Annotated in this window: 10 protein-coding genes; 8 read left to right on the forward strand and 2 right to left on the reverse strand. The window is 44.1% G+C overall.

All coding sequences use genetic code 11. From position 1 onward, the window contains the following. Positions 1-155: 155 nt before the first annotated feature. The 6 genes from rtxH to AB204_RS09285 all read left to right on the forward strand — a co-directional run bounded on the left by rtxH (position 156) and on the right by AB204_RS09285 (position 17,526). Positions 156-539 (forward strand): protein RtxH, encoded by a 384-nt coding sequence (gene rtxH / locus AB204_RS09265; RefSeq protein WP_047963099.1) that lies wholly within the window; start codon positions 156-158, stop codon positions 537-539. Positions 540-574: 35 nt separating this feature from the next. After that, positions 575-1,036 carry an RTX toxin-activating lysine-acyltransferase RtxC gene (gene rtxC / locus AB204_RS09270; protein WP_047963100.1) on the forward strand — a complete coding sequence of 154 codons (462 nt, stop codon included), beginning with the start codon at positions 575-577 and terminating at the stop codon, positions 1,034-1,036. A gap of 23 nt (positions 1,037-1,059) precedes the next feature. Beyond that, positions 1,060-14,721 (forward strand): MARTX multifunctional-autoprocessing repeats-in-toxin holotoxin RtxA, encoded by a 13,662-nt coding sequence (gene rtxA, locus AB204_RS21980; RefSeq protein WP_047963101.1) that lies wholly within the window; start codon positions 1,060-1,062, stop codon positions 14,719-14,721. A gap of 544 nt (positions 14,722-15,265) precedes the next feature. Beyond that, on the forward strand, positions 15,266-16,282 hold the full coding sequence (locus AB204_RS09280) for a hypothetical protein (RefSeq protein WP_047963102.1): 1,017 nt from the start codon (positions 15,266-15,268) through the stop codon (positions 16,280-16,282). A 138-nt stretch (positions 16,283-16,420) separates the two neighbouring features. After that, positions 16,421-16,579 (forward strand): hypothetical protein, encoded by a 159-nt coding sequence (locus AB204_RS22720; RefSeq protein ID WP_161796549.1) that lies wholly within the window; start codon positions 16,421-16,423, stop codon positions 16,577-16,579. Between the two features lie 140 nt (positions 16,580-16,719). Next, complete coding sequence (locus AB204_RS09285) at positions 16,720-17,526, forward strand: inositol monophosphatase family protein (RefSeq protein WP_053067873.1); 807 nt, start codon at positions 16,720-16,722, stop codon at positions 17,524-17,526. Between the two features lie 156 nt (positions 17,527-17,682). On the opposite strand, the gene AB204_RS09290 is transcribed toward AB204_RS09285, so the two are convergent. Together AB204_RS09290 and ybfF are read right to left on the reverse strand one after the other, a co-directional pair. After that, the gene (locus AB204_RS09290; protein WP_047963103.1) at positions 17,683-18,420 is read right to left on the reverse strand and encodes a class I SAM-dependent DNA methyltransferase; all 738 of its coding nucleotides are present in this window, start codon (positions 18,418-18,420) and stop codon (positions 17,683-17,685) included. 260 nt (positions 18,421-18,680) lie between these two features. Beyond that, a complete protein-coding gene (gene ybfF / locus AB204_RS09295) occupies positions 18,681-19,460 on the reverse strand; it encodes an esterase (RefSeq protein WP_047963104.1) in 780 nt (259 codons plus the stop codon). A gap of 259 nt (positions 19,461-19,719) precedes the next feature. On the opposite strand from ybfF, the gene seqA reads away from it, so the two are divergent. Then, entirely contained in the window at positions 19,720-20,253 is a 534-nt protein-coding gene (gene seqA / locus AB204_RS09300) for a replication initiation negative regulator SeqA (RefSeq protein ID WP_047963105.1), read from the forward strand. A gap of 99 nt (positions 20,254-20,352) precedes the next feature. After that, positions 20,353-21,993, forward strand: a complete 1,641-nt coding sequence (gene pgm / locus AB204_RS09305) for a phosphoglucomutase (alpha-D-glucose-1,6-bisphosphate-dependent) (protein WP_047963106.1) — start codon at positions 20,353-20,355, stop codon at positions 21,991-21,993. Positions 21,994-22,026 lie beyond the last annotated feature (33 nt).

Consider the following 22,026-nt stretch of genomic DNA (forward strand, 5'->3'; position numbering starts at 1 on the left):
CTGCTGAGGCAGTTCAAGCAGTTGTAGTCATGTTCTTAGTAATGAGGTTTAATTATAAATGAAACCATAATAAATATGGGATTCATTTGTCATTTAATCATTTTGTTTTAATGATATTTTAACATTAAATCAATATTTATTTAATGGATAATGATATGTCTGAGAAATTCGTTCAAACCATTTCAAGCGTTAATTATAACAAAGGTGTGTTCTCCCTTTATTTTGTTGGTCAAGATCCTAATCGAATGGCAAATGGCATATTGGCAGAAAGTGATCAGGAATTACAATTAAAACAAACTATTCATATGCCTGCATCGGGTTTTATGTATATGGTTTCCATGGTAAAAAACATGCTTGAAGATCCCAGAATGGAAGCTGAAATCAATAAACTGATTGCCGCAGGTTTTTTACCTATGCCAGAAATAAATGAAACTGAAACGTCGGCACAAACTGATGCGATGGTTGCAGAAACAGCTGATGTTGCAGAAACCACTGAGCCTAAAAAGCGCGTAACACGCAATTCAGAAACATCAAAATAATATCTGTACATTCCTAGTCAAGTGGTTGCTCACTTATGATGGTCACACATCAATCAGCAACACTGAGTACGACTGAAATACAGGCAATGATTGGTGGGGTAATGTTGCTTTGTCAACATTCCCCTTTGCACCGACGCTATTTGGTTGCTGAGTGGCAACAACGAATCTTGCCGTCATTTGAGCTTAATCAGTTTTGCTATTACGAAGATGAACATAAACGCCCAGTTGCTTTTTGTAATTGGGCTTTTTTGTCTGACAGCAGTCGGGAGGCGATTCTTGCGGGAGAGCGAGAAATATCGCGGGAAGACTGGCGTTCTGGTCAGCATATCTTTTTTCCAGAAATGATTGCGCCTTTCGGACATGCCCGTGACATTGCCTGCGATCTTCGTCGGCGTGTCTTTGCAGCATGGAAAGGGCAAAAAGCCTGCACAGTCAGGGGAACTCTGGATATTCAAAATGACCGCTGTATCCGCAAGGTACAGTGGTTTAATGTTTAATTTTTCTACCCAAGGATTATTTTATGGGGAAATCATTTAACCGCAGTGCAGAATATTTCTTTACTGGGGTATATGAAGATGATGATGGTGGACACAAAATAGATGCCATCAGATTAGGTAGTGGTGTCATTAACGCTTATGGTGGAAACGACTATATCGTCGTCGGTTCTTTTAGTGCGTTAGTCAATACAACATGGGGCAATGACACAATTGTGGGAGCGTCTGGCTATCTGGAAGTCAATGACACTAGTGGCGATCTTACTGTGAAAGGAGTAACTGGCTACACTACCATTACTAAGACACAGGGTGGAGCAATAACATTTGAAGGTGTTTCCGGTGCGGTAAAAATCAATCATACCGGTACCAGTATCGGTGAAAAGGATGACATATTTTATTCTGGCGCTGCCGGATACAATAGTATTACCCGCAAAGGGTTGCAGGGTGACGTTAGTTTCAAGGGCGCAGGTGCATACAACGAAATCTGGCATGAAACCCAGTGGAGCAATCTGTCTTTTAGCGGCGCAGGTGCCGGCAATAAGATCGACCGTACTTGGTTTGACAGATATCAGGGTTCTAAGGGAGATGTGACCTTTAATGGTGCTGGTGCCGCGAACGTCATTAGCTCCAGAGTCGAGACGGGTAATATTAGTTTTACGGGTGGCGGGGCATATAACCATCTCTCTCGTAAGGGTAAATTCGGCAACATCACTCTGAAAGGTGCGGGGGCTTATAACCGTCTTGAGCGTACACGTCAGGCGGATGATGTTTATTCTGAAACCCGGGGAGATATCCGGTTTGAGGGGGGGGGTGGATATAATAGCCTCTACTCCGATGTTGCGCACGGTAATATCTATTTCACGGGGGCGGGTGCCTATAATGAAATTACCCGCAAGGGTGCAGCCAATGACTTAGGCAGCGAAGGGATGGAATATGCCAGAGCTGAAGAGGTTGTGCTGACAACTGCAACCATGAGTGGTTCATGGATTGGCAACTCCCATCAGGTGACAGGGTTTAAATCGGCGCGGGAGGCGAACACTTACCTGTTTGCGTTTGAGGATGGTACTTACACTAAAATCAACAAGGTTCAGCTCCGCAATGATCCTGACACTGGCAAACTGAAATACGTTTCAACGGCTTGGTATAAAGAAGGTAAACATCTTAAGGGGCTGGAAAAACAAGATATCTCTGCTCAGGATGGCTTTAATTCAGTCGGTACTGACGGTGCATACACGTTATCAAATCTGACCGTTGAACAACGGAAACCGGTAACGGTTCATGCCGTTGAGAAAAAACTGACAGAAAACGAATGGGTGAATTATGGCAATGGTGTCCAGATTGACGCGGCAGATATTACTTTGTCAGACGCGAAAATGGGTGGTTACGCGATTGACAGAGATGGAACTACCATTGATGTAAAAGCTGTGAAATCCAATCGTATGCCAAACACTTATGTGTACGCCACAAGACACGACATATACACAAAAATTATTGTGGTTGAACTGAGGAACGATCCCAAAACAGGAGTACTGCAATATATTGCACGTCCTTGGTATAAGGAAGGTGATCACACCGCTAATGTGGCGAATGAAAATATCCCTCCTGCCAACGGTTATCACTGTATGGAAACTGGTGGCTACTCGCTGAGTGATCTTCATTACAGCGTGAATACTGTGCGCACAACTTCCGGTCGTGTGCCTGATATGCATGAATATCGTGATCTTGAGCTGTTCAAATCGACAACCAGCAGTGGTGAAAGTTCGGGCGATGTTCATTATATAGGTGTAGGCGGCGGCAACGTCATCAAATCCAACGTGACCCGTGGCAATATTTACTTTTATGGCGCGGGCATTGCCAATGTTATTGAACATAGTTCTGAGTTTGGTAATACAGAGTTTCGTGGTGCTGGCGGTGCCAATATCCTGACGAGAAAGGGTAAAGGAAATGTACAGGCTATCATGGGCGGTGGTGCCAATGTTCTGACACATGTTGGTGATGGCAAAACTACCGGTATTATGCTGGGCGGTGCCAATGTCCTGACGAAAAAGGGCAAAGGAAATGTACAGGCTATCATGGGCGGTGGTGCCAATGTTCTGACATATGCTGGTGATGGCAAAACTACCGGTATTATGCTGGGCGGCGCGAATATCCTGACCAAAGTCGGTGATGGCGACACCAAGGGCATTATGCTGGGTCTGGGCAACGTCCTGACACATGTTGGTGATGGACAAACGCTGGGCGTCATGGGCGCAGCAGGCAACATCTTCACTAAAGTCGGTGATGATACAACGATTGCGGCTATGGTCGGGATTGGCAATATTTTCACCCATGTCGGAGAGGGCAATGCCTGGGCGCTGATGGGCGGTGCAGGCAACATCTTCACCAAAGTCGGCAACGGCGATGCACTGGCATTGATGCTGGCACTTGGCAATGTTTACACCCACATTGGTAACGGCACCAGCGTTGCGTTGATGATTGCTAAAGGCAACATTGCAACCAAAGTCGGTAACGGTGAAGCACTTTCTGCCATGATTGGCAAAGGCAATATCTTTACCCAGATTGGTGATGGTTCCACTTTTGCGGCCATGATTGGCGGTGTAAACGTGCTGACCAAAGTGGGTGATGATCTGACAGCGGCATTGATGGTGGGTAAAGCCAACATTTATACCCATGTCGGAAAAGGAACAAGCATTGGTTTGTTTGCTGGCACGGCCAACGTCATGACCAAAGTGGGTGATGGCACAACGCTTGCTGCTATGTTTGGCAAGGCCAATATCATGACTCATATCGGCAATGGTTTGACAGGCGTACTTGCATTAGGCAAGGCCAACATTGTGACAAAAGTCGGTAACGACTTCATGGGCGTTGTGGCGGCGGCTGAAGCCAATGTGGTGACGCATGTTGGTGATGGCGCGACAGCCGCTTTGTTGGCCGGAAAAGGTAACGTACTTACCAAAGTCGGTGAAGGAACCACAGTTGGCCTGTTAGTTTCCAAAATCGGCAACATTATGACGCATGTTGGTAATGGAACAACGGTCGGGTTTGCCAAAGGTGACGCTAATATCATTACCAAAGCGGGTGATGGATTAGGTATCAATGCAGCTTGGGGCAAAGCTAATATCCTGACCCATGCTGGTGATGGCGATCGTTATAACTTTGCCAAAGGTGATGCCAATATCATTACCAAAGTGGGTGATGGTCAGGAAGTGACCGTTGTTCAGGGGCAGGCTAACATTATAACCCATGTGGGTGATGGTGATGATTATACCGGCGCCTGGGGTAAAGCCAACGTTATCACTAAAGTGGGTGATGGTCGCAATGTTGTACTTGCCAAAGGTGATGCCAACCTTGTCACTCAAATCGGTGATGGCGATAGCTTCAATGGATTGTTGAGCCAGGGCAATGTGGTCACCAAAGTGGGTGATGGCATGCAGGTCACGGCTGCTAAAGGTAAGGGTAACATCACGACTACCGTGGGCAATGGACTAAGCGTGACTGCTGTTCATGGCGATCTGAACGTTAACACCAAAGTCGGCGATGGCGTTTCCGTCAATGTGGCTTGGGGTAAACTCAACGTCAATACCCGCGTGGGTGACGGCCTGAATGTTTCAGTAATGAAAGGTAAGGGCAATGCCAACATCCGTGTGGGTGATGGCTTGAATATCAACGCATCTTATGCCCGCAATAACGTGGCAATTCAGGTGGGCAACGGGGATTTCTATAGCCTTGCCGTGGCGGAAAGCAATACCCAAAGCAATAAGCTGGATACATTGTTTGCTAATGTTAAACAAACATTATTGGGAAATGTGGGCAGTCAGGGGATCAGCTATCTGGTCAATGGCGATGAAGCCAATACATCGGGAACCCATCAAGGGCGCGGAGCCATTAATCTGCCGGAAGTTTCTTCCCTGAATGGCTTTAAACTGACAGAAATTGATGAAATCGCTTCTGATTTGCAGGGAAGCCTGAAAGGTTCCGTAACGGGTGTTGATACCCCGGATATGGAAGGTATCCAGAATTCATTTGACAATGATCGGCGGATCATGTCTTCCCAGTCACGTAATCTGATCGTCAATGGTGACTTTGAACAAGGTGAGACGGGCTGGAAATTCACTAATGGCTTTGAAGCCCGCCACTCGGCTCAGGCTTACGGCCTCAGTGTTGAAGGACATGGCAACCTCGTCAGTGAGCTTGATGTCAGCGGTAACACACATATCTATCAGGATATTCAGAATCTGGTCGCGGATGAAGAAATTACCGTTCAGTTCGACTTTGCAAGACGTGCTGGTTGCTCTGCTGATAACGGGCTGGAAGTGTGGTGGAATGGCAAGGTTGTTTTTGCAGCCGCCAACGGTAACGTCGAATGGCAAAATAAGACATTGACCTTAAAGGCCAAAAAGGGCAATAACCGACTGGAATTTTCTGGAATCGGTCTGAATGATGGCCTGGGCTATGTTCTGGATAATGTTTCTGCAACCTTATTGCCTGGTAAATCAGATAAGATCATTACTGAGCATATGCAGCAGGACAAAGCTTCACAACATGCCTTGCAGGATAAAGAAAGGGCGGAAGCTGACAAACAGCGTCTGGCACAGGAAAAAGACAAACAACTGGCGGCGATTTCTGGCACACAGGCACAACTGGAAGCCACGGATCTGGATGCTTTAAACGCGAACGGGCAAACACAGCGCGATGCCATCAAAGACGAAGCTCAGGCAGTGACAGATGAGCTGATGGCACATGCCAGAAATCTGGATTCACTGAGCAGTCATCACGCATATGATGGGGAATCTGGTGAACAATGGCGTGATCAGTTTGCTGGTGGCTTATTAGGGCGCTTGCAGACCGACCTGGACAAAGCAAGCGAGACTGCACAGAACCAGTTAGATAACTCACAAAAAGCGGCAGCAGCGCGTCTGGGGGATATCAAGGATGCGGTTGCCAAATCAGAATCGGGTACGCTTAAAGCTGAACAAAATCATCAGCATGCCAAGCAGGATGTTGAAGAAGCGCGCGCACAGGCCGAAAACAGAGAAAATGAATCCATCGCTCAGAAACAACGGGCTGAACAGGCAAAACTTGATGTTGACTATAAGCCGACACGCACAGGCGCAACAGGCAGCCATTTGTCAGGTAAAGCGTATGAATCTGACTATTCTGAAGACATAGAAAAAGCTGAAAAATCCAAGAGCAAAGTTAACCCTGAATTGAACGTTGAGGCAGATGGTGGGTTCAGTGAAGAACTGCAATACCTGAATGAAGATTTGAATGAACTGACCAATGCTAAAGATGCTTTGCATCGCTTGCAGATTAACGCGGGTATACGTACCAAAAAAGCATCTGTTGGATCGATTCAGACATCAGTATCTGCCGAAATATCGGTTAATCAACTAGTCAGCAAACCGGCTGATGTGACGACTGAGTGGCTCAGAACTACACCGGAAATTTCGGGTTTAGATCTCAGTGGCTTGAAAGCACTGGGTGAAGAATCTGTTATAAGCAGAGCACAGAAAGTGGCTTATGTTTACCGTTGGATAGAGAAAGGCAAAGATGGCCTTCGGTTAAATAAAGACAACGAGCTTGCCACTAAAAAATATATTCCTGTGCCGGGGTTTGATCGCGTGGATGCCGATATTCCGGATGACCTCAGACAGCAAATGGTCGCCTATATTGTTGATCCACAGTTAGGGGACACGAGTAATCTATCAAAAGCCCAAATTGCTTCACTGAAAAAACTATTTCAAAAGATCAGGGATACAAGTATACCGAAAGACCAGTTTACTTCACTGGTAAGACTCTTTGTTGATGCCACCATTGATTACGATTGGGACAAGCGCACCGAATTCGTCTCGAAACTGGAAAGCTATGGTTATAGCTTCGAGCCTGTATATGGTGATAAGAGTATTGTTTCATTTTGGTCTGGCAAAGGCTTTAAGCAATCCCGTGAAGTTCTTGATGCAATACAGACTGATGGCAAGAAGGTAGTTTACGATATTGATGTCAAAGGTAACGAGTTTGCTATTGTTCTGAACAAAATGCTGATGAATTGGAGCGTTTTATCCCTCGATTCAAGTATTGCGGAACAGGAAGCGGTGCAATCGTCCGTTTTGGCTTCTGCACGCAGCAATACCGGATTTTGGAGTTCCCTCTATGCGACCGGATCACGTGGTGATGTCTATGTCATTGCGGAAGGCGGATTGCGTCTTGGCAACTACTTCTGGAATGTTGAATTACCTGTATTGCGTCAATTACAGCGTGAAGGCTTGGTCGGGGAAATTCGCCTGCTGGATAAAGCGGCCGAAGAATATCAAGGGATGTCACCTGAATCCATTGGTCGCAGACTGACAGAATCGGGCGTTTCTGTAAAAGTGCGCTTTGATTCACTCAATTTTGAAGAACAAGACAGACTGCTTAAATTGGATCCTGACGGATATAAACCGCATACATTGATTGATCTGGATATCAAAACGAGCGCCATTGATAGTTTGCTGAACAAAGCCCTGCCATTCTATGGATTGCGTACAGAGCGTGATTTGCTGGTGCGTAAATCCGATGATGAAGGCTTTAAAGTCCGTCCGTGGCCGGATAATAATAGTGATGAGTTTAAAACTATCATTGTGGAAGATCCGGATGATTCAGCACAAATCAAAGCCGTTGAGCGTTTTATCCTTGCCAACTATGACAATTACGACCAACTGCCTGATGCGTTGTATCTGGTAGAAGGGCGCATTGTTTCCCACGAGCAGGGGCGTACCCGCATTGTCGCTGAAAAAGTGGACGGTAGCTGGCGCTATAAACCGAAAACTACTGACTTGATGTCTGCGGCAGAGTTGCAGGAAGCGGCTTATGTTAAAGGTAAGATCCTCGGTGACAGCTATCGGAATGTGTTAGATGCTCTCAGTAATTACCAAAATGCCTTGCAAAACAACAAAGATTATGACTTTGAAGCAGTGGAGAAATTAATCGACCTGCTTCACCAGGTTGAAAGCTATTTGAATGGGCATCCAGATTCAAAACGCGTTCCTGCGCTACAAAATTTGTTGTCACAAGTGAATGTCCGTCTGGAAGAATCGCTGGTACTGGCAGATATTACACCAAGAAGTGGCGAAAAAGTTGCCATTAATAACGATGGTACGCCACCGCGTGACAGAGAACCCTCCAATTCAATAACTCGTTTCATAAACAATAATCTATTTGGCGCCAGAGAAGAGCGTCGAGAGGTAGATTATGATACCCAACTAATATTAGATGATGCTGTTACTCAAGGTGCAACGGATAAAATCACGCTACAGGGTGAAGCTGGACGTTTAACCGGTTATTACCATAATGGTGGTCAAAAAGATCAGGATGATCATAACTCGGCAAAAAAAGTCGTTCTTTTCCTTCATGGTTCCGGCTCATCTGCGGAAGAGCAAGCCAGTACTATCCAAGGCCACTACCAAAGACAAGGTGTTGATATGCTGGCGGTGAACATGCGGGGCTACGGCTCCAGTGATGGTCATCCGAGCGAAAAAGGGTTCTATCAGGATGCCCGTACCATGTTCAGATATTTAGTTAATGACCGTGGCGTCAAACCTGAAAATATCATTATTCACGGCTATTCCATGGGTGGGGCGGTTGCAGCGGATCTTGCCCGTTATGCAGAGCGCAACGGACAGGCCGTTTCTGGTTTGCTGCTTGACAGGCCAATGCCAAGCATGACCAAAGCGATTACTGCTTATGAAATGCTGAACCCTGCGGGGATCACGGCAGTGCTGGCTAAATTTGTTAATGGTCAGCTCTCGGTGGAGAAAAATCTGCAAGGCATCTCGAAACAGACGCCAATCATGCTATTAACCGATAACGAAGGACTGGGCAAAGAAGGGGAAAAACTGCGTGCTAAGCTCGTTGTAGCGGGTTATCAGGTATCGGGTGAGCAGACCTTCTATAGCCATGAAGCCAGCGGTCGGTTAATGAGCCAATATGCTGATCAGATTGTTTCAACACTTTCTGAACCTCGGCATGAAAATGGTAGCGTGAAGGCAAGCTTGCTAGAAAAATTGCTTTACCTCGTGTTTGATATGAAAGCAGGGGGAAAAGAGTTGGGTGAACACTCATCCCATTTCGCTCAGGGAGAGTCTCTGCTCAATAATCTTCAGAAACTTGTACCAGAAATTGGCAATGTTCTCCTGACTAATGGGAATCACGTTGAGTCAAAAGAATTTCTGGAAGGTATCTGTTTTGCCTTGTCTGGCCGTTACCTGATAGAAGAGCGAGTCCATGGAGTCGGTGGCGGTAAAGCGTATTTGTCGTGGCTGACTGATGCGGTCAAGGCTTACAATGACAATACGGTAAATAAAAAGAGTGATATCAATTCGATTGAAGCCTCTTTGCTTAATCAGTATCGTCGCCAAAATATCGGTCCGGCAATTCAAGATCTGCTATCGATGCAGTATAGCCAAACTCAATATCTGTCTACTCTGGAAGATCGCAGAAAAGCCAATCAGGCTTATGGCGGCAAGCTGAAAGCCAATGGATTAACGGGAGATAGAATCGACCGCTCGTTGAGCAATGATATTGCTGGCTATGAGTTTGTGATGGAACAGTTGCGTGATGTGGATAAAACGACATATATGTCCTTTATGTCTGAAGATCACGCAATGGCAGTTGTTGTACATAAAGGGGAAAATCAAACTGTTTGGTCATTCTATGATCCTAACCTTGGCATCAAGTCATTTGATAACTATAAAAACTTTGAACGCTTTATGGACTCTTTCCATAAGGGAATGATAACGGGATATAAATCCAAGCTTGCTTATACCTATGAAGCCAGCCGAGAAGAAGATCAAAGTTTCTATGTTAACTACAATACGTTTGAAGATGGCACCATTACCCATTATGACGGAGTCTGGAAACAGGCGCGTGACGGTGAACAACAGTACGTATTGCGTGCGCTGAAAGAGCAGGGTAAGGCTTTCAAGCTGGGTTCAAACGTAACGGGGCGTGTGGTTGATTTCGGTGACGATGCCGTGACGTTGGAAGTGACGACGAAGAAAGGTGAGAAAATCAGGGTTGAAGTTGAAAGTCACAATTTCAAGCAGGCAGCTAACCTTGTGCAGTCGAATATCGATAAAGTCGTTGCTAATGCGAAAAATGGCACATTTATACTCAAAGCGTCGGCAGAGAATATTATCAACCAACCCAATACAGGGCAGATTGCGACTGATTCGTTTGATGTAAAACCGCAGCCTGACGAATCAGAGATTCTCAAGGGCATCAAGAGCGATCTGAAACGTTACAATGAAGCGCTGAAACCACAGGTAAACAGCGTAGGCATCACGGTGAAGGATATCCGCACCACGGATGATTTCCTGACAGGCTATAAGCAAGGTCATGCAGAACAAGCGGTAGATGGCTTCCGTCCAGACATGAACATTAAGCAATTAGTGAATTTACTGGTTAAAGGTAACTGGAGTCCAGAGCAAAAAGGCGCTCTGGCTTGGGAAATTGAAAGCAGGGCCTTGAAAATCGCCTTCCAGCCGAAAGCGGAGAAATTCAATCACCTGTTCCGTGATGTTGCTTCAACGGGCATTGCTGATACTAAGGCGAGTGAACAACAGGCACCACAATTGTTGTTATTGAATCTGTCAAACGATGGCTTTGGTGGCCGCTGTGATCCATTATCGAAATTGGTTCTGGTTGCGAAACAACTTGAAAACAATGGACAAGATGGTGCTGCCCGTCAATTGCTGGAAAAAATGTATTCTGCGGCCGCCGTATTCAACAATCCAGATTTATATTCAGAGACTGAACGTGCAAATGCGAATAAGCTGTTGGGATCTTTGGCAGCACTCCATGCCAAGAACCCGATGGTGGACACATCCATCAAAGTGTGGAAAGAAAAACTGGAAAATGAGAATGCACTGGCAGTAGATGGAGTCATTCAGAAAATTACCGCTGGCAATACAGAAGGTAAACCCGTATTGCTTGAACTGGATAGTCCAAGCCATGCAATGGCGGCGTGGGCGAAAGGCAACGGTGAAAATCGGGTTTATGGTTTCTATGATCCAAATGTGGGAATTGTCGAATTCTCGTCAGCAGAGAAGTTTGGCGCTTACGTGACTCGTTTCTTCGGTGAATCCGGTCTGAATATGGCCCAAAGTTACGGATTGCCAAAAAATGAGGCAGGGGAAACCGTCTTCAAGCGTGTAGTGGTGATCGATGGTGATGTGCTGGCAACTTATCGACCAAGATTGGCTGATAAAACTACAAAAATCACAATGCGAGACATGCTTGAACTACCGGTATTTGATGACACACCTATCAAGAAACCGGCAGAGGTTGACACCCCTGACGGAATGAAAAAACCTTTGGGTGACAACTCGTCAAGTCATGTTCGCGTGAACAACCAAAATGTTGACTCTTGGGTGAATGTTGAGGTCAAACCGCAGCCTGAAAATAGCGATAGCCGCTTTAGCGGTCAGATCATTATCCAGACTGAAAATGATCCTGTTGCAGCGAAAGCAGCGGCAAGTCTGGCAAGCAAACACCCTGATTCCAGCGTGATTGTTCAGCTTGATGCCAATGGTCAATATCGTGTGGTGTATGGTGACGTTGGACAATTACCATCCGGCAAATTACGTTGGCAGATTGTTGGGCATGGACGTGATCAAAACGATATCACACAAAAAAATACGCGTATGAGCGGTTACAGCGCAGATGAGCTGGCCTTGAAACTGAAAAAGTTCAGTGCTGATTTCAAACAAGCCGGTACACCTGACCATATCAGCCTTGTTGGCTGTTCCTTGATTGGCGATGACAAGCGTGAAGGTTTTGCCCGCCGCTTTATTTCGGCGCTGGATAGTCAGGGTATCCGCACCACCGTTTCGGCGCGCAGCAGTGAAGTTGCGGTAGACAGCGTTGGCCGTAAACACACGAAAGATGCGCAAGATCAGTGGGTTCATAAACTCACGGATAACAAGATTGTGTTGGGCTGGAATGATAAAGGAGAAGTGGAAAGCCACTCCGAACGAGTTCGCCGTGGTATCTCTGAAAATGACATCATCTTGTCCCGTGTGGGGCAAACAGATGTTGGTGCAAAAGCGCAAGGTGCTATTGCGGACAATGCAGAGACATTCCGTGCACCAAAACAACGCGATGCAGTGGATAACCATTCAGCGGCGGCATCGTCAAACAATCAACTGAGCTATTCCGGCAATATTCAGTTACAAGTTGGTGACGGCGAATTCACTGCCGTTAACTGGGGAACCACCAATGTGGGCATCAAGGTAGGTACAGGTGGCTTTAAGTCTCTGGCCTTCGGTGACAACAACGTGATGGTTCATATCGGCAATGGTGACAGTAAACACAGTGTTAATATTGAAGGCTATCAGGCATTGGAAGGTGCACAACTGTTTGTGGGTAACCGCAACGTCAGTTTCAACGCAGGACGCAGTAACGATCTGATCGTCATGCTGGAAAAATCCATTCCAACCCCGCCGTTGGTTAACCCATTCGATGGTGCTTCCCGTATTTCTGGTGTATTGCAAGACATTGCCGGATCGTTTAACTCACCGGATTGGCTGGAGAAACAGGATCAGCAATGGACATTGGAAAGTGCGAAGAAATATGTCAGTGATCTGTCCGGTCTCGATTTAACCAGCAGTGTGGACTATAAGACCCTGACTGATCACGATTCTCAAAATGAACGTAGCAGCCGTGGCCTGAAAAGTGATCTCGAAAGTGCACTGAACAAGCAATACAACCAATTTCTGGGTGGTAATGGCAACACCCCGGAAATGGGTAAAATCAGTCGGGCGGATAAATTCCGTCAGATGAATGAAAAACTGGCTTTCAACTTTGCTGTTGGCGGGCAGGGTGCAGACATTCAGGTAACGACAGGTAACTGGAACTTTATGTTCGGTGATAACATCCAGTCGATCTTGGATACCAATCTGGGTTCACTGTTTGGCCTGATGACGCAGGAATATACCTCCACGGGCATGGCAAAAACCACGTTTACCTTTAGCCCGACGGATTTGCCACGTCAGCTCAAAAACAAACTGTTGGGGAATCTGGCAGGCGTCAGTGCGGATACTACGCTGGCGGATATTTTTGGCGTAGATTATACCCCGGATGGCGGCATTATCTCCCGTTCAAACCAGCCTGTTGATGGCGTTGCCATTCTGCGCGAAATGCTGGAAATCGTCGGTGAATTTAGTGGTGATCAGTTGAAGGCCTTCATTGATCGGGACAAGTTACTCGACAGCCTGAAAGCAGGGTTGAAAATGGGGGCTGATGGCGTGAAATCTTTTGCTGAAAGCCACGGACTGAAAGCGAAAGCACCTGATGAAAATCAAGAAGGACATGTCACCATTGATGAAGGCGATAAATCTACTGCGGAAACTAAAGCACCACAGACAGATCGCGCCCTTGGATTGACTTCCCTGAACCTGCCAAATCTGTTTGCAACGCTGTTCCATAAGGATAAGCAGACGGAGATGAAATCTCTGGTGACTAATCTGAAAGAGAACCTGACTGCTGATTTGTTGAACATGCAGAATAAAACCTTCGACTTCCTGCGTGATAGTGGTCATCTGCAAGGAGATGGCGATATTCATGTTTCACTGGGTAACTATAACTTTAACTGGGGAGGGGACGGTAAAGATCTCGGTGCTTATCTGGGAGATAACAATAACTTCTGGGGCGGTCGAGGTGATGATGTCTTCTACTCTGTGGGAACCTCCAATATCTTCGCGGGTGGCACAGGCAATAACACTGGCGTCATGATGGGGCGTGAAAATATGATGTTTGGTGGTGCAGGCAATGACGTTGCTGTACTGGCCGGACGCATCAACTACGCCTACATGGGAGCGGGTGATGATCAGGTGTTTGCCTTTGGCGAAGGTGGCATAATTGAAGGCGGCAAAGGACGCGATTATATCGTGGCTTCCGGCAACTTTAATCGTATTGATGCCGGAGAAGATCAAGATTACCTCGTCACCATTGGTAACAACAATCAGGCAGATTTGGGTGAGGGTAACGATTTTGCGACGGTATTTGGTAACTACAACCGAATCGACGGCAATGCGGGCAACAACTCTATCAAATTGATGGGTTATCATGCGGTGATCAATGGGGGTACAGGCAATGATCATCTGATTGCTGATGTGGTATCCAAGTTCAGCCAGATTAATGGCGGTGCTGGTGATGACCTGCTGGTACTGGGTGGATATCAGAACCACTTCAAAGGTGGCACGGGCGTTAATAGCTTCGTGGTCAGCGGTAGTATGATTGATAACGTAGTTGAAGATATCAAACAAGATGACAAGATTATTTTCAACGATATCAACTGGCAAAACCTGTGGTTCCAACGTAGTGGTTACGATTTGGTTCTGCTGACGGATCGCAATGTCAAAGATACTTCGGCACAAGGGAAGTTTGAAGCAATGGGGTCTGTGACCTTCAATGATTACTTCAATGGTAACCGTGCGGATATTGTTATCCAAATGAGGGATAAAGATGCACAGGGCGAGCGTGAATATACCGCCCTCTCTGCTAATGCGGTGGATTCTTTGGTGCAGGCGATGAGTGGATTTGCGCCTAATATGGGAGACAGTGGATTTATTGATTCGCTTGATAACCAAACGAAAGCCACCATCATAACTGCTTGGTCGGATACGACAAACGGGAAATCGAAACTGGTCTGATGGCTGGATAGGTTTGATCGTTAGATATATTTATTAAGCAAAATGGCTCACTATTGTGGGCCATTTTATTTTGGAGTAAACACATGACACCAAAATAGTAAAATTTGTTTTTATTCAATGTATTATATGAAATAAGGTGTTAATTGAGATAATAATTTCATTTTGTGATAATTTTTATTTGAAAATATCTGACTTTGTACTAGATTTTAAGGTGTCAATAAAATTTTTAATGACATTATATACCCAATGGATTTTAAGTTGCATCGCGGCGGCAAGGGAATGAATCCCCGGGAGCATAGATAACTATGTAACCGGGGTGAGTGAGTGCAGCCAACAAAGAAGCAACTTAAAAGACGAAGGGTATATACCTAATAGATTTCAGGATCCCAAATAGGGAGTGTAAAACGATTTTTAGAAGAAAAAATAATGGAATACGGAAATTATCTCTGGTATTAAAAATGTACTGGAAAAATTGGATGTTGATGATGGTTGGAGGTAATTTGGTTTACTGATTCTTATATTAAATTTATATATGGAGTGCAAGATGATTAATGTGACACTGCTAGCTTTTTCGGGTAGAAAAAATTATGAGTGGGATTATGGTTTTGATGATGAAAATAATCATCAAAATAAAGGCTTATTGGAGTTATTTAAATTAAACAAAGAAGGGATTAACTCTGACCTTGAAAAACATTTTAGGAAACTTGGGTTTTCTGGGTTTTATGTTGAATTTAGTGGCACCACGGTTGATGAGGCAAAGCAGCTTGGGTTACCTGAATATTTTTATGTTTGTGATGGGCAAGTATCAGGTTTAGCAAAGAGCCAATTGATTGGTCGAGAATTGCTTAAGGGTTTTAAAGAAGATAATAAACTTAGGGAGTATATAGAACTTGAAATAGCTTCTATTGAGCCCCAAAAAAGTATTGTTTCTGTAAATTCAATTCAACTCGAAGAAGCATACAATGAAGAAAAATATATAGAAAAAAAAGATTCACTTTTACGTGATGTAGTTAATCCTCGAATTAAAGAAGTATTGTTTTTTGATCTAAATACTGGAGGGCGTTATAAGGTGGATTGGCATCATATTAGAGATGATAAATCATTCTGGAATGAATATGAAAATGGTTCTAGGCTAAAAAAAACTAATTGTTATGCTTATGCGTGTAATTATGCGATCGAAGGGTTTCCTCAACCCGGAGGTTCTGGAAACTTTAAAGCGTATAAGGATAACGTTATAGAGGGAGCAATTGCAGATGGGTTAATTAAAATAAAAGACCATAACAAAAAATACATGGAAAAATCCCCAAGTTGTGTTGTTGCTCTTTATACGACTGATGATGATGTGAGTTATTTTGATTATCATTGGTATAAATTTGTCCAAACAGGTACAGAAGATAACCCTTGGGACCGAATTTGGGCACATAAACCCGGTAATTCTAAGGTAAGAGAAACAGACAATAAAGGAAGAATTATATATGATCCTTGTCATTCTGACCGTGGAGTATATAAGAATTTTTGCGGTTATTTTTTAGTTAACCGGGATGTGGTAATAAAACAATGATATTGAATAATTTTAATATATTAAATTGAATGCAATATTTATAATTAAAGGAGTCTTATGAAATAACATTAATAGTTTATAATATTATCCTTACAGGAGTAATCGATTTCTTAAAAAGACAATCCTTTCTGGAACGAAATGGAAAAAGTTGTTTCGGCTATGATTTCGTTACTTGGAGGACTATTTAATATATTGCGTGAAATAGGTTATCCACCTAAAGATGTGACAAATCTCATAAATGAGATCATGAATTCCCTTCATGAGGCTATTAAAGAAATTTTGGGTAAGCGGCAGTAATGATGACAGCCTACTCAGTAAAAATACATTATTAACCACTCTGGAGTATTATTCTGGAGTGGTTATCTATTTTATATTTTTTTATCATTTTCCCATGTTAGAGTATAACCATTAAAAATGATACAGGGAGTTATAAACAGATGTTGAAGATAGCCCTTGAAGCAGTGACCGCAATAAGAAAAAAAACGCAAGATGCTTTTGACGGAGCAGGGAAATTTGATTACAAACCTGATCGTTCTGTTATTACCCAGACTGATTTGATGTTAGAAACAGAACTTCGTGACATATTCACCAGACGCAGCCCGGGCGTGCCTATTTTGGGTGAAGAGTTTGGTCTGGAAGGCGCAGAGAAATTTGAATCAGGTTGGGTGATTGATCCTATTGATGGTACAAGAGCGTTTTTATATGGCATTCCATTATTTAGTACGTTGATTGCTTTTGTTGAACAAGGTGAGCCTGTGGTTGGTGTGATGAGCTTCCCGGCGATTTCGACAGTGGTTTATGCTGCAAAAGGTGAAGGTTGCTGGATGAGCGTTGAAGGCAAGCCACTGCGTCAACTCAAAATTGCAGAGAACTCACCGGAAAGTGTGGAACAGGCGGTAATCACTGCCTCAGGAATACACAGTACAAACTACCATCTTGCCGATGGCACAATCGCTTATAATTTGGATTCATTGGTAAAATCAGCTCGTGATTTTACTTTTGTCAATGATTGTTACCAACATGCAATGGTCGCCGCCGGTCGTCTGCATTGTGCCATTGATACTTTGATGAAACCGTGGGATAGCGCCGCTATTTTGCCTTGCATTAAGGAAGCGGGTGGGGATTTTTGTTCGTTGGATGGGAATCGAGAAAAAGTGATGTTTGGTGGTAGCTTGATATCGGCATGCACACCAAAATTGCTTGATAGCGTAGTAGAGAGAATGAATTCTTTTATTAGAGGATGAAATAAGTATTTTTTATTTTATAAATAGAACCACAGATTTTTCATTGAAAATGAAAATTTATTTTCTCTTATGGTACTAATTAAACCAAAAAGAAAACATTGGTATATCCGAAAATGAATATAAAAATAACCCCCGGAATTTCAGGGGGTTATCTTATTAAAATTGGCAAACAAGCGCTGTATCAAGACAGTTCTGTTGATAATTATCCCAAAAACCCGGAGGGTAATTATCAATATCGCTTTGCAACAGCATGGGTTTGTGCCATTCAAAGTGTTTGAGGCCTGCTTTATTGATCGCTTCTTGATATTGTTCACGGCTCCAGCGATGCATTGTAAAAGGAGTGGGAGGTGTAGTCAGAAATTCCGCTTTTACAAGAGTTGTGTCTTTTACTGGCTCTTCACTAAGTACTTTTATACAGTAATTTTCATAATTCCCTTTCTCTAATCGATAATCAGGTTCAAATGTATAAGCAACTAATTTACCGGAAGGATTAAGTTGATCGGCAATGACACGAAACATGGCTTCAAGCGCTTCAAGGGATTCTGCATGGCAGAATAACCAGGCAGCATTGATGATGTCAAATTTACCAAATGACTCCATTTTGCTGACATCTCTTAAATGAAATTCGATACCGTCACCGTATTGTTGCGATTTACTTTTCGCAATTTCTATCATAGTCTTTGATATATCTACGCCAATGACTTTTGAAGCACCTCGTTTTTTGTATTCCCGACTAAATAAACCATATCCACATGCTAAATCTAATACTGATTTTCCTTGTATATCTCCAGCCAGATTGAAGATATTTCGGATTTCTACCTCTATATGGGGCGCGGCATCCGAAAAACTTTCGTAAAGATGTGCGATAGGATCATATAAGGCATTATATTTCATAATTTTTCATCCTTAATTAAAGTCAAGATATTTTAATTGTCTATGGGATATATGATTTAGTATTGATGTGATAAATATTGAATGCTTTTTCTTATTATATATTAGAGGGTCAGCAATGAGTTAGATATAACTATTTTTATATTGGTTGTTTCTTTTGGATAGGTGTGAGAAATAAAGATGGAATTATTTTTAAAAGGAGTTCATATATTGAATGTGTTTTGTTTTTTTATCAACTCACTGAATGTGAGTTGATAATATCATTATTTTGTTCCCAGAAAACGATGAATTGCTCTGAGCACGGCTTCAGGTTTTTCTGCATGCACCCAATGCCCGCAACCTGCAACAACCCATGCTGTCGCTTGTGGATATTGGCTAATAATATCTCCCCGGTATTCTTCGGTAATGTAATCAGAATTCCCACCACGGATAAATAATGCCGGCTGTGACCATGCAGGAATACGTTCCCAACCGATGATTTTTTCGTACTCTTGTTGCAGGACAGGCAGGTTGAATTTCCATTCTCCCTGACGGAACGATTTCAGCAGAAACTGAATGACGCCATCTTCCCGGATATCCTGACGCATGATATCTGTCGCTGCTTGCCGGGTTTGTACGCCTGCTGCCGTGACTTTGTTCAGTGCCGCGAAAATACTATCATGGCGGCGGACGGGGTAAGCAACGGGAGCAATATCGATCACCACAATTTTCTCAATACGTTCTGGTGCAACCGCTGTCATGGTCATGGCGATTTTACCACCCATAGAATGCCCGATAATCGTGGCCTTTGGCACATTCAGTTCATCAAGGAGTGCCAGAACATCGTGTGCCATATTGCGGTAATCCATGTTTTCCATTCGTGGTGAAATACCGTGATTACGCACATCAATTTGAATCACCGGATAATGTTGCTGTAAATCACGCCCCAATACGCCAAGGTTGCTTAAATCACCAAAAAGTCCATGAATTAAGACAATGGGTGTGGATGATTGCGGATTTTCCGGTGTGTGAAAATGATAATTTAATTGACTATTTGACTTCATGATTTGCCTGAATTTAATGTCATTTATACAATGTTTAATATTGAGATGTTTAATATCATGACACGCAAGCCCTGACAAACTCAATGGGGTGAAAGAGTTGTAACTGATTGATTTATTTTAGAGGAAAGTTGCTTTTTTAAAGATTAGTAATTTTAAAAAGAATCACTTTAAGTTATTGAAAGTTTAATTGTTTTGTTTTGTGGCATTATATCTTATAATCTCAGGATAATTTTTTCATTAAGAACAGTACTGGATAGAAATGAAAACGATAGAAGTTGATGAAGACCTTTACCGCTTTATTGCAAGCCAAACTCTGCATATCGGTGAAAGTGCATCTGATATTTTACGGCGCATATTAAAATTGGACGCCGGGCAGCCAGTACAAATTACACCGCCTGCCAACGATCCTACACTTGTTGATAAAACTCCTGTTGCCCGTTCTCGTGATGCTGTTCGCGTTATTCGCGAATTACTGCTTTCCGATGAGTACGCTGAAAAGAAAAAATCCGTTGAGCGCTTTATGTTGATCCTGTCCACGCTGTATAGCTTGAACAGTGAAAGCTTTTCTAAAACAACGGAAGCGATGCACGGCCGTACCCGCACCTATTTTGCGGGCGATGAGCACACACTTTTGGCCAGCGGCAAGCAAACTAAGCCACGTCATATCCCCGGTACCCCTTTCTGGGTGATCACAAATACTAACACTGACCGTAAACGTAGCATGATCGAACATGTCATGCAGGATATGAAGTTTCCGGCCAATTTGATTGAAAAAGTGTGTGGCACTATTTAGTTTAGCCTTTTAGTTCAGCTCTGTTAGCTGCACTAGAGCACTTAACTTATTTATACTGCACTGGAAGGTAAGCCAGTGCAGTCTCCCAGGAGAAAAAACGTGGCAATTCACCCAAGAGCGGGACAACCCGCCCAGCAACATGATTTAATTAATGTTGCCCAGCTCACATCACAATATTACACCTTACAACCACATCCCGAAAATCCAGCACATAAAGTCAAGTTTGGCACTTCCGGTCATCGCGGCAGTTCTGGACGCAACAGTTTTAATGAAGCTCATATTCTGGCTATTTCTCAGGCGATCGCAGAAGTTCGTTCGCAGCAGGGAATTACAGGACCATGCTATGTGGGTAAAGATACTCATGCGCTTTCAGAAGCGGCGTTTATTTCCGTATTGGAAGTGTTAACGGCGAATGGTGTGGATGTGATTGTGCAGGAAAATAACGGTTTTACCCCGACGCCTGCGATTTCCCATGCCATTTTATGTTACAACCGTCAGGGAAAAAATCTGGCTGATGGTATTGTGATCACGCCATCTCATAATCCGCCGGAAGACGGTGGCATTAAATATAATCCCCCCAATGGCGGGCCAGCCGATACCGATTTGACTGCTATCATTGAACGGCGTGCCAATGAGTTACTCGCAAATGATCTTAATGGGATAAAACGGTTGCCTTATGAACAGGCATTGAAGAGTGAGTCCCTTCATTCGCAGGATTTGGTTGACCCTTATGTTACAGCGCTGGGTGAAGTTGTGGATATGGCCGCGATTCAGAAAGCCGGCCTGAAAATCGGTATTGATCCATTGGGCGGCTCTGGCATTGCTTACTGGCAGCGCATTGGAGAATACTACAATCTCGATCTGACGCTGGTTAATGATAAGGTCGATCAGACATTCCGCTTTATGACACTGGATCATGATGGGGTGGTCCGTATGGATTGCTCATCTCGTTGGGCAATGGCAGGATTGTTGGAGCTGCGTGGTAAGTTTGATCTGGCTTTTGCCAATGATCCTGATTATGACCGTCACGGGATCATCACACCGGCTGGTTTGATGAATCCTAACCATTATCTGGCGACGGCAGTGGATTACTTATTCCGCCATCGTCCACAATGGCCTGAAAATGTCGCAGTAGGCAAAACACTGGTTTCCAGTGCCATGATTGATCGTGTTGTCGCTGATTTGGGGCGTGAATTAGTCGAAGTTCCTGTCGGCTTTAAATGGTTTGTAGATGGCTTATATAAAGGTGAACTGGGCTTTGGCGGAGAAGAAAGTGCGGGGGCTTCTTTCCTGCGTTTTGACGGTACGCCGTGGTCAACGGATAAAGACGGCATCATTCTGTGTCTGCTGGCTGCTGAAATGACCGCAGTTACCGGGGAAAACCCACAGCAACGTTATGACAAACTGGCGGCTCAATTCGGTACACCAAGCTATAGCCGTATTCAGGCTGCTGCTACTCATCAGCAAAAAGCGTTGTTATCCAAGTTGTCGCCAGAAATGGTTAAAGCCGATATGCTGGCTGGTGATCCGATCACTGCCCGCCTGACAACTGCATCGGGTAATGGTGCTTCCATTGGCGGTTTGAAAGTGATGAGTGATAACGGTTGGTTTGCTGCCCGTCCTTCTGGCACGGAAGAAGCCTACAAAATCTATTGTGAAAGTTTCCTCGGCGCAGAACATCGCGAAAGAATTGAGCAAGAGGCACTGGAAATCGTCAATCAAGTATTTGCTGCGGGTTAAGCCATCTCTTTTTTGACTCGAATAATGAAAGCC

It is taken from the genome of Xenorhabdus khoisanae (genome assembly GCF_001037465.1).
Taxonomy (GTDB): Bacteria; Pseudomonadota; Gammaproteobacteria; order Enterobacterales; family Enterobacteriaceae; genus Xenorhabdus; species Xenorhabdus khoisanae.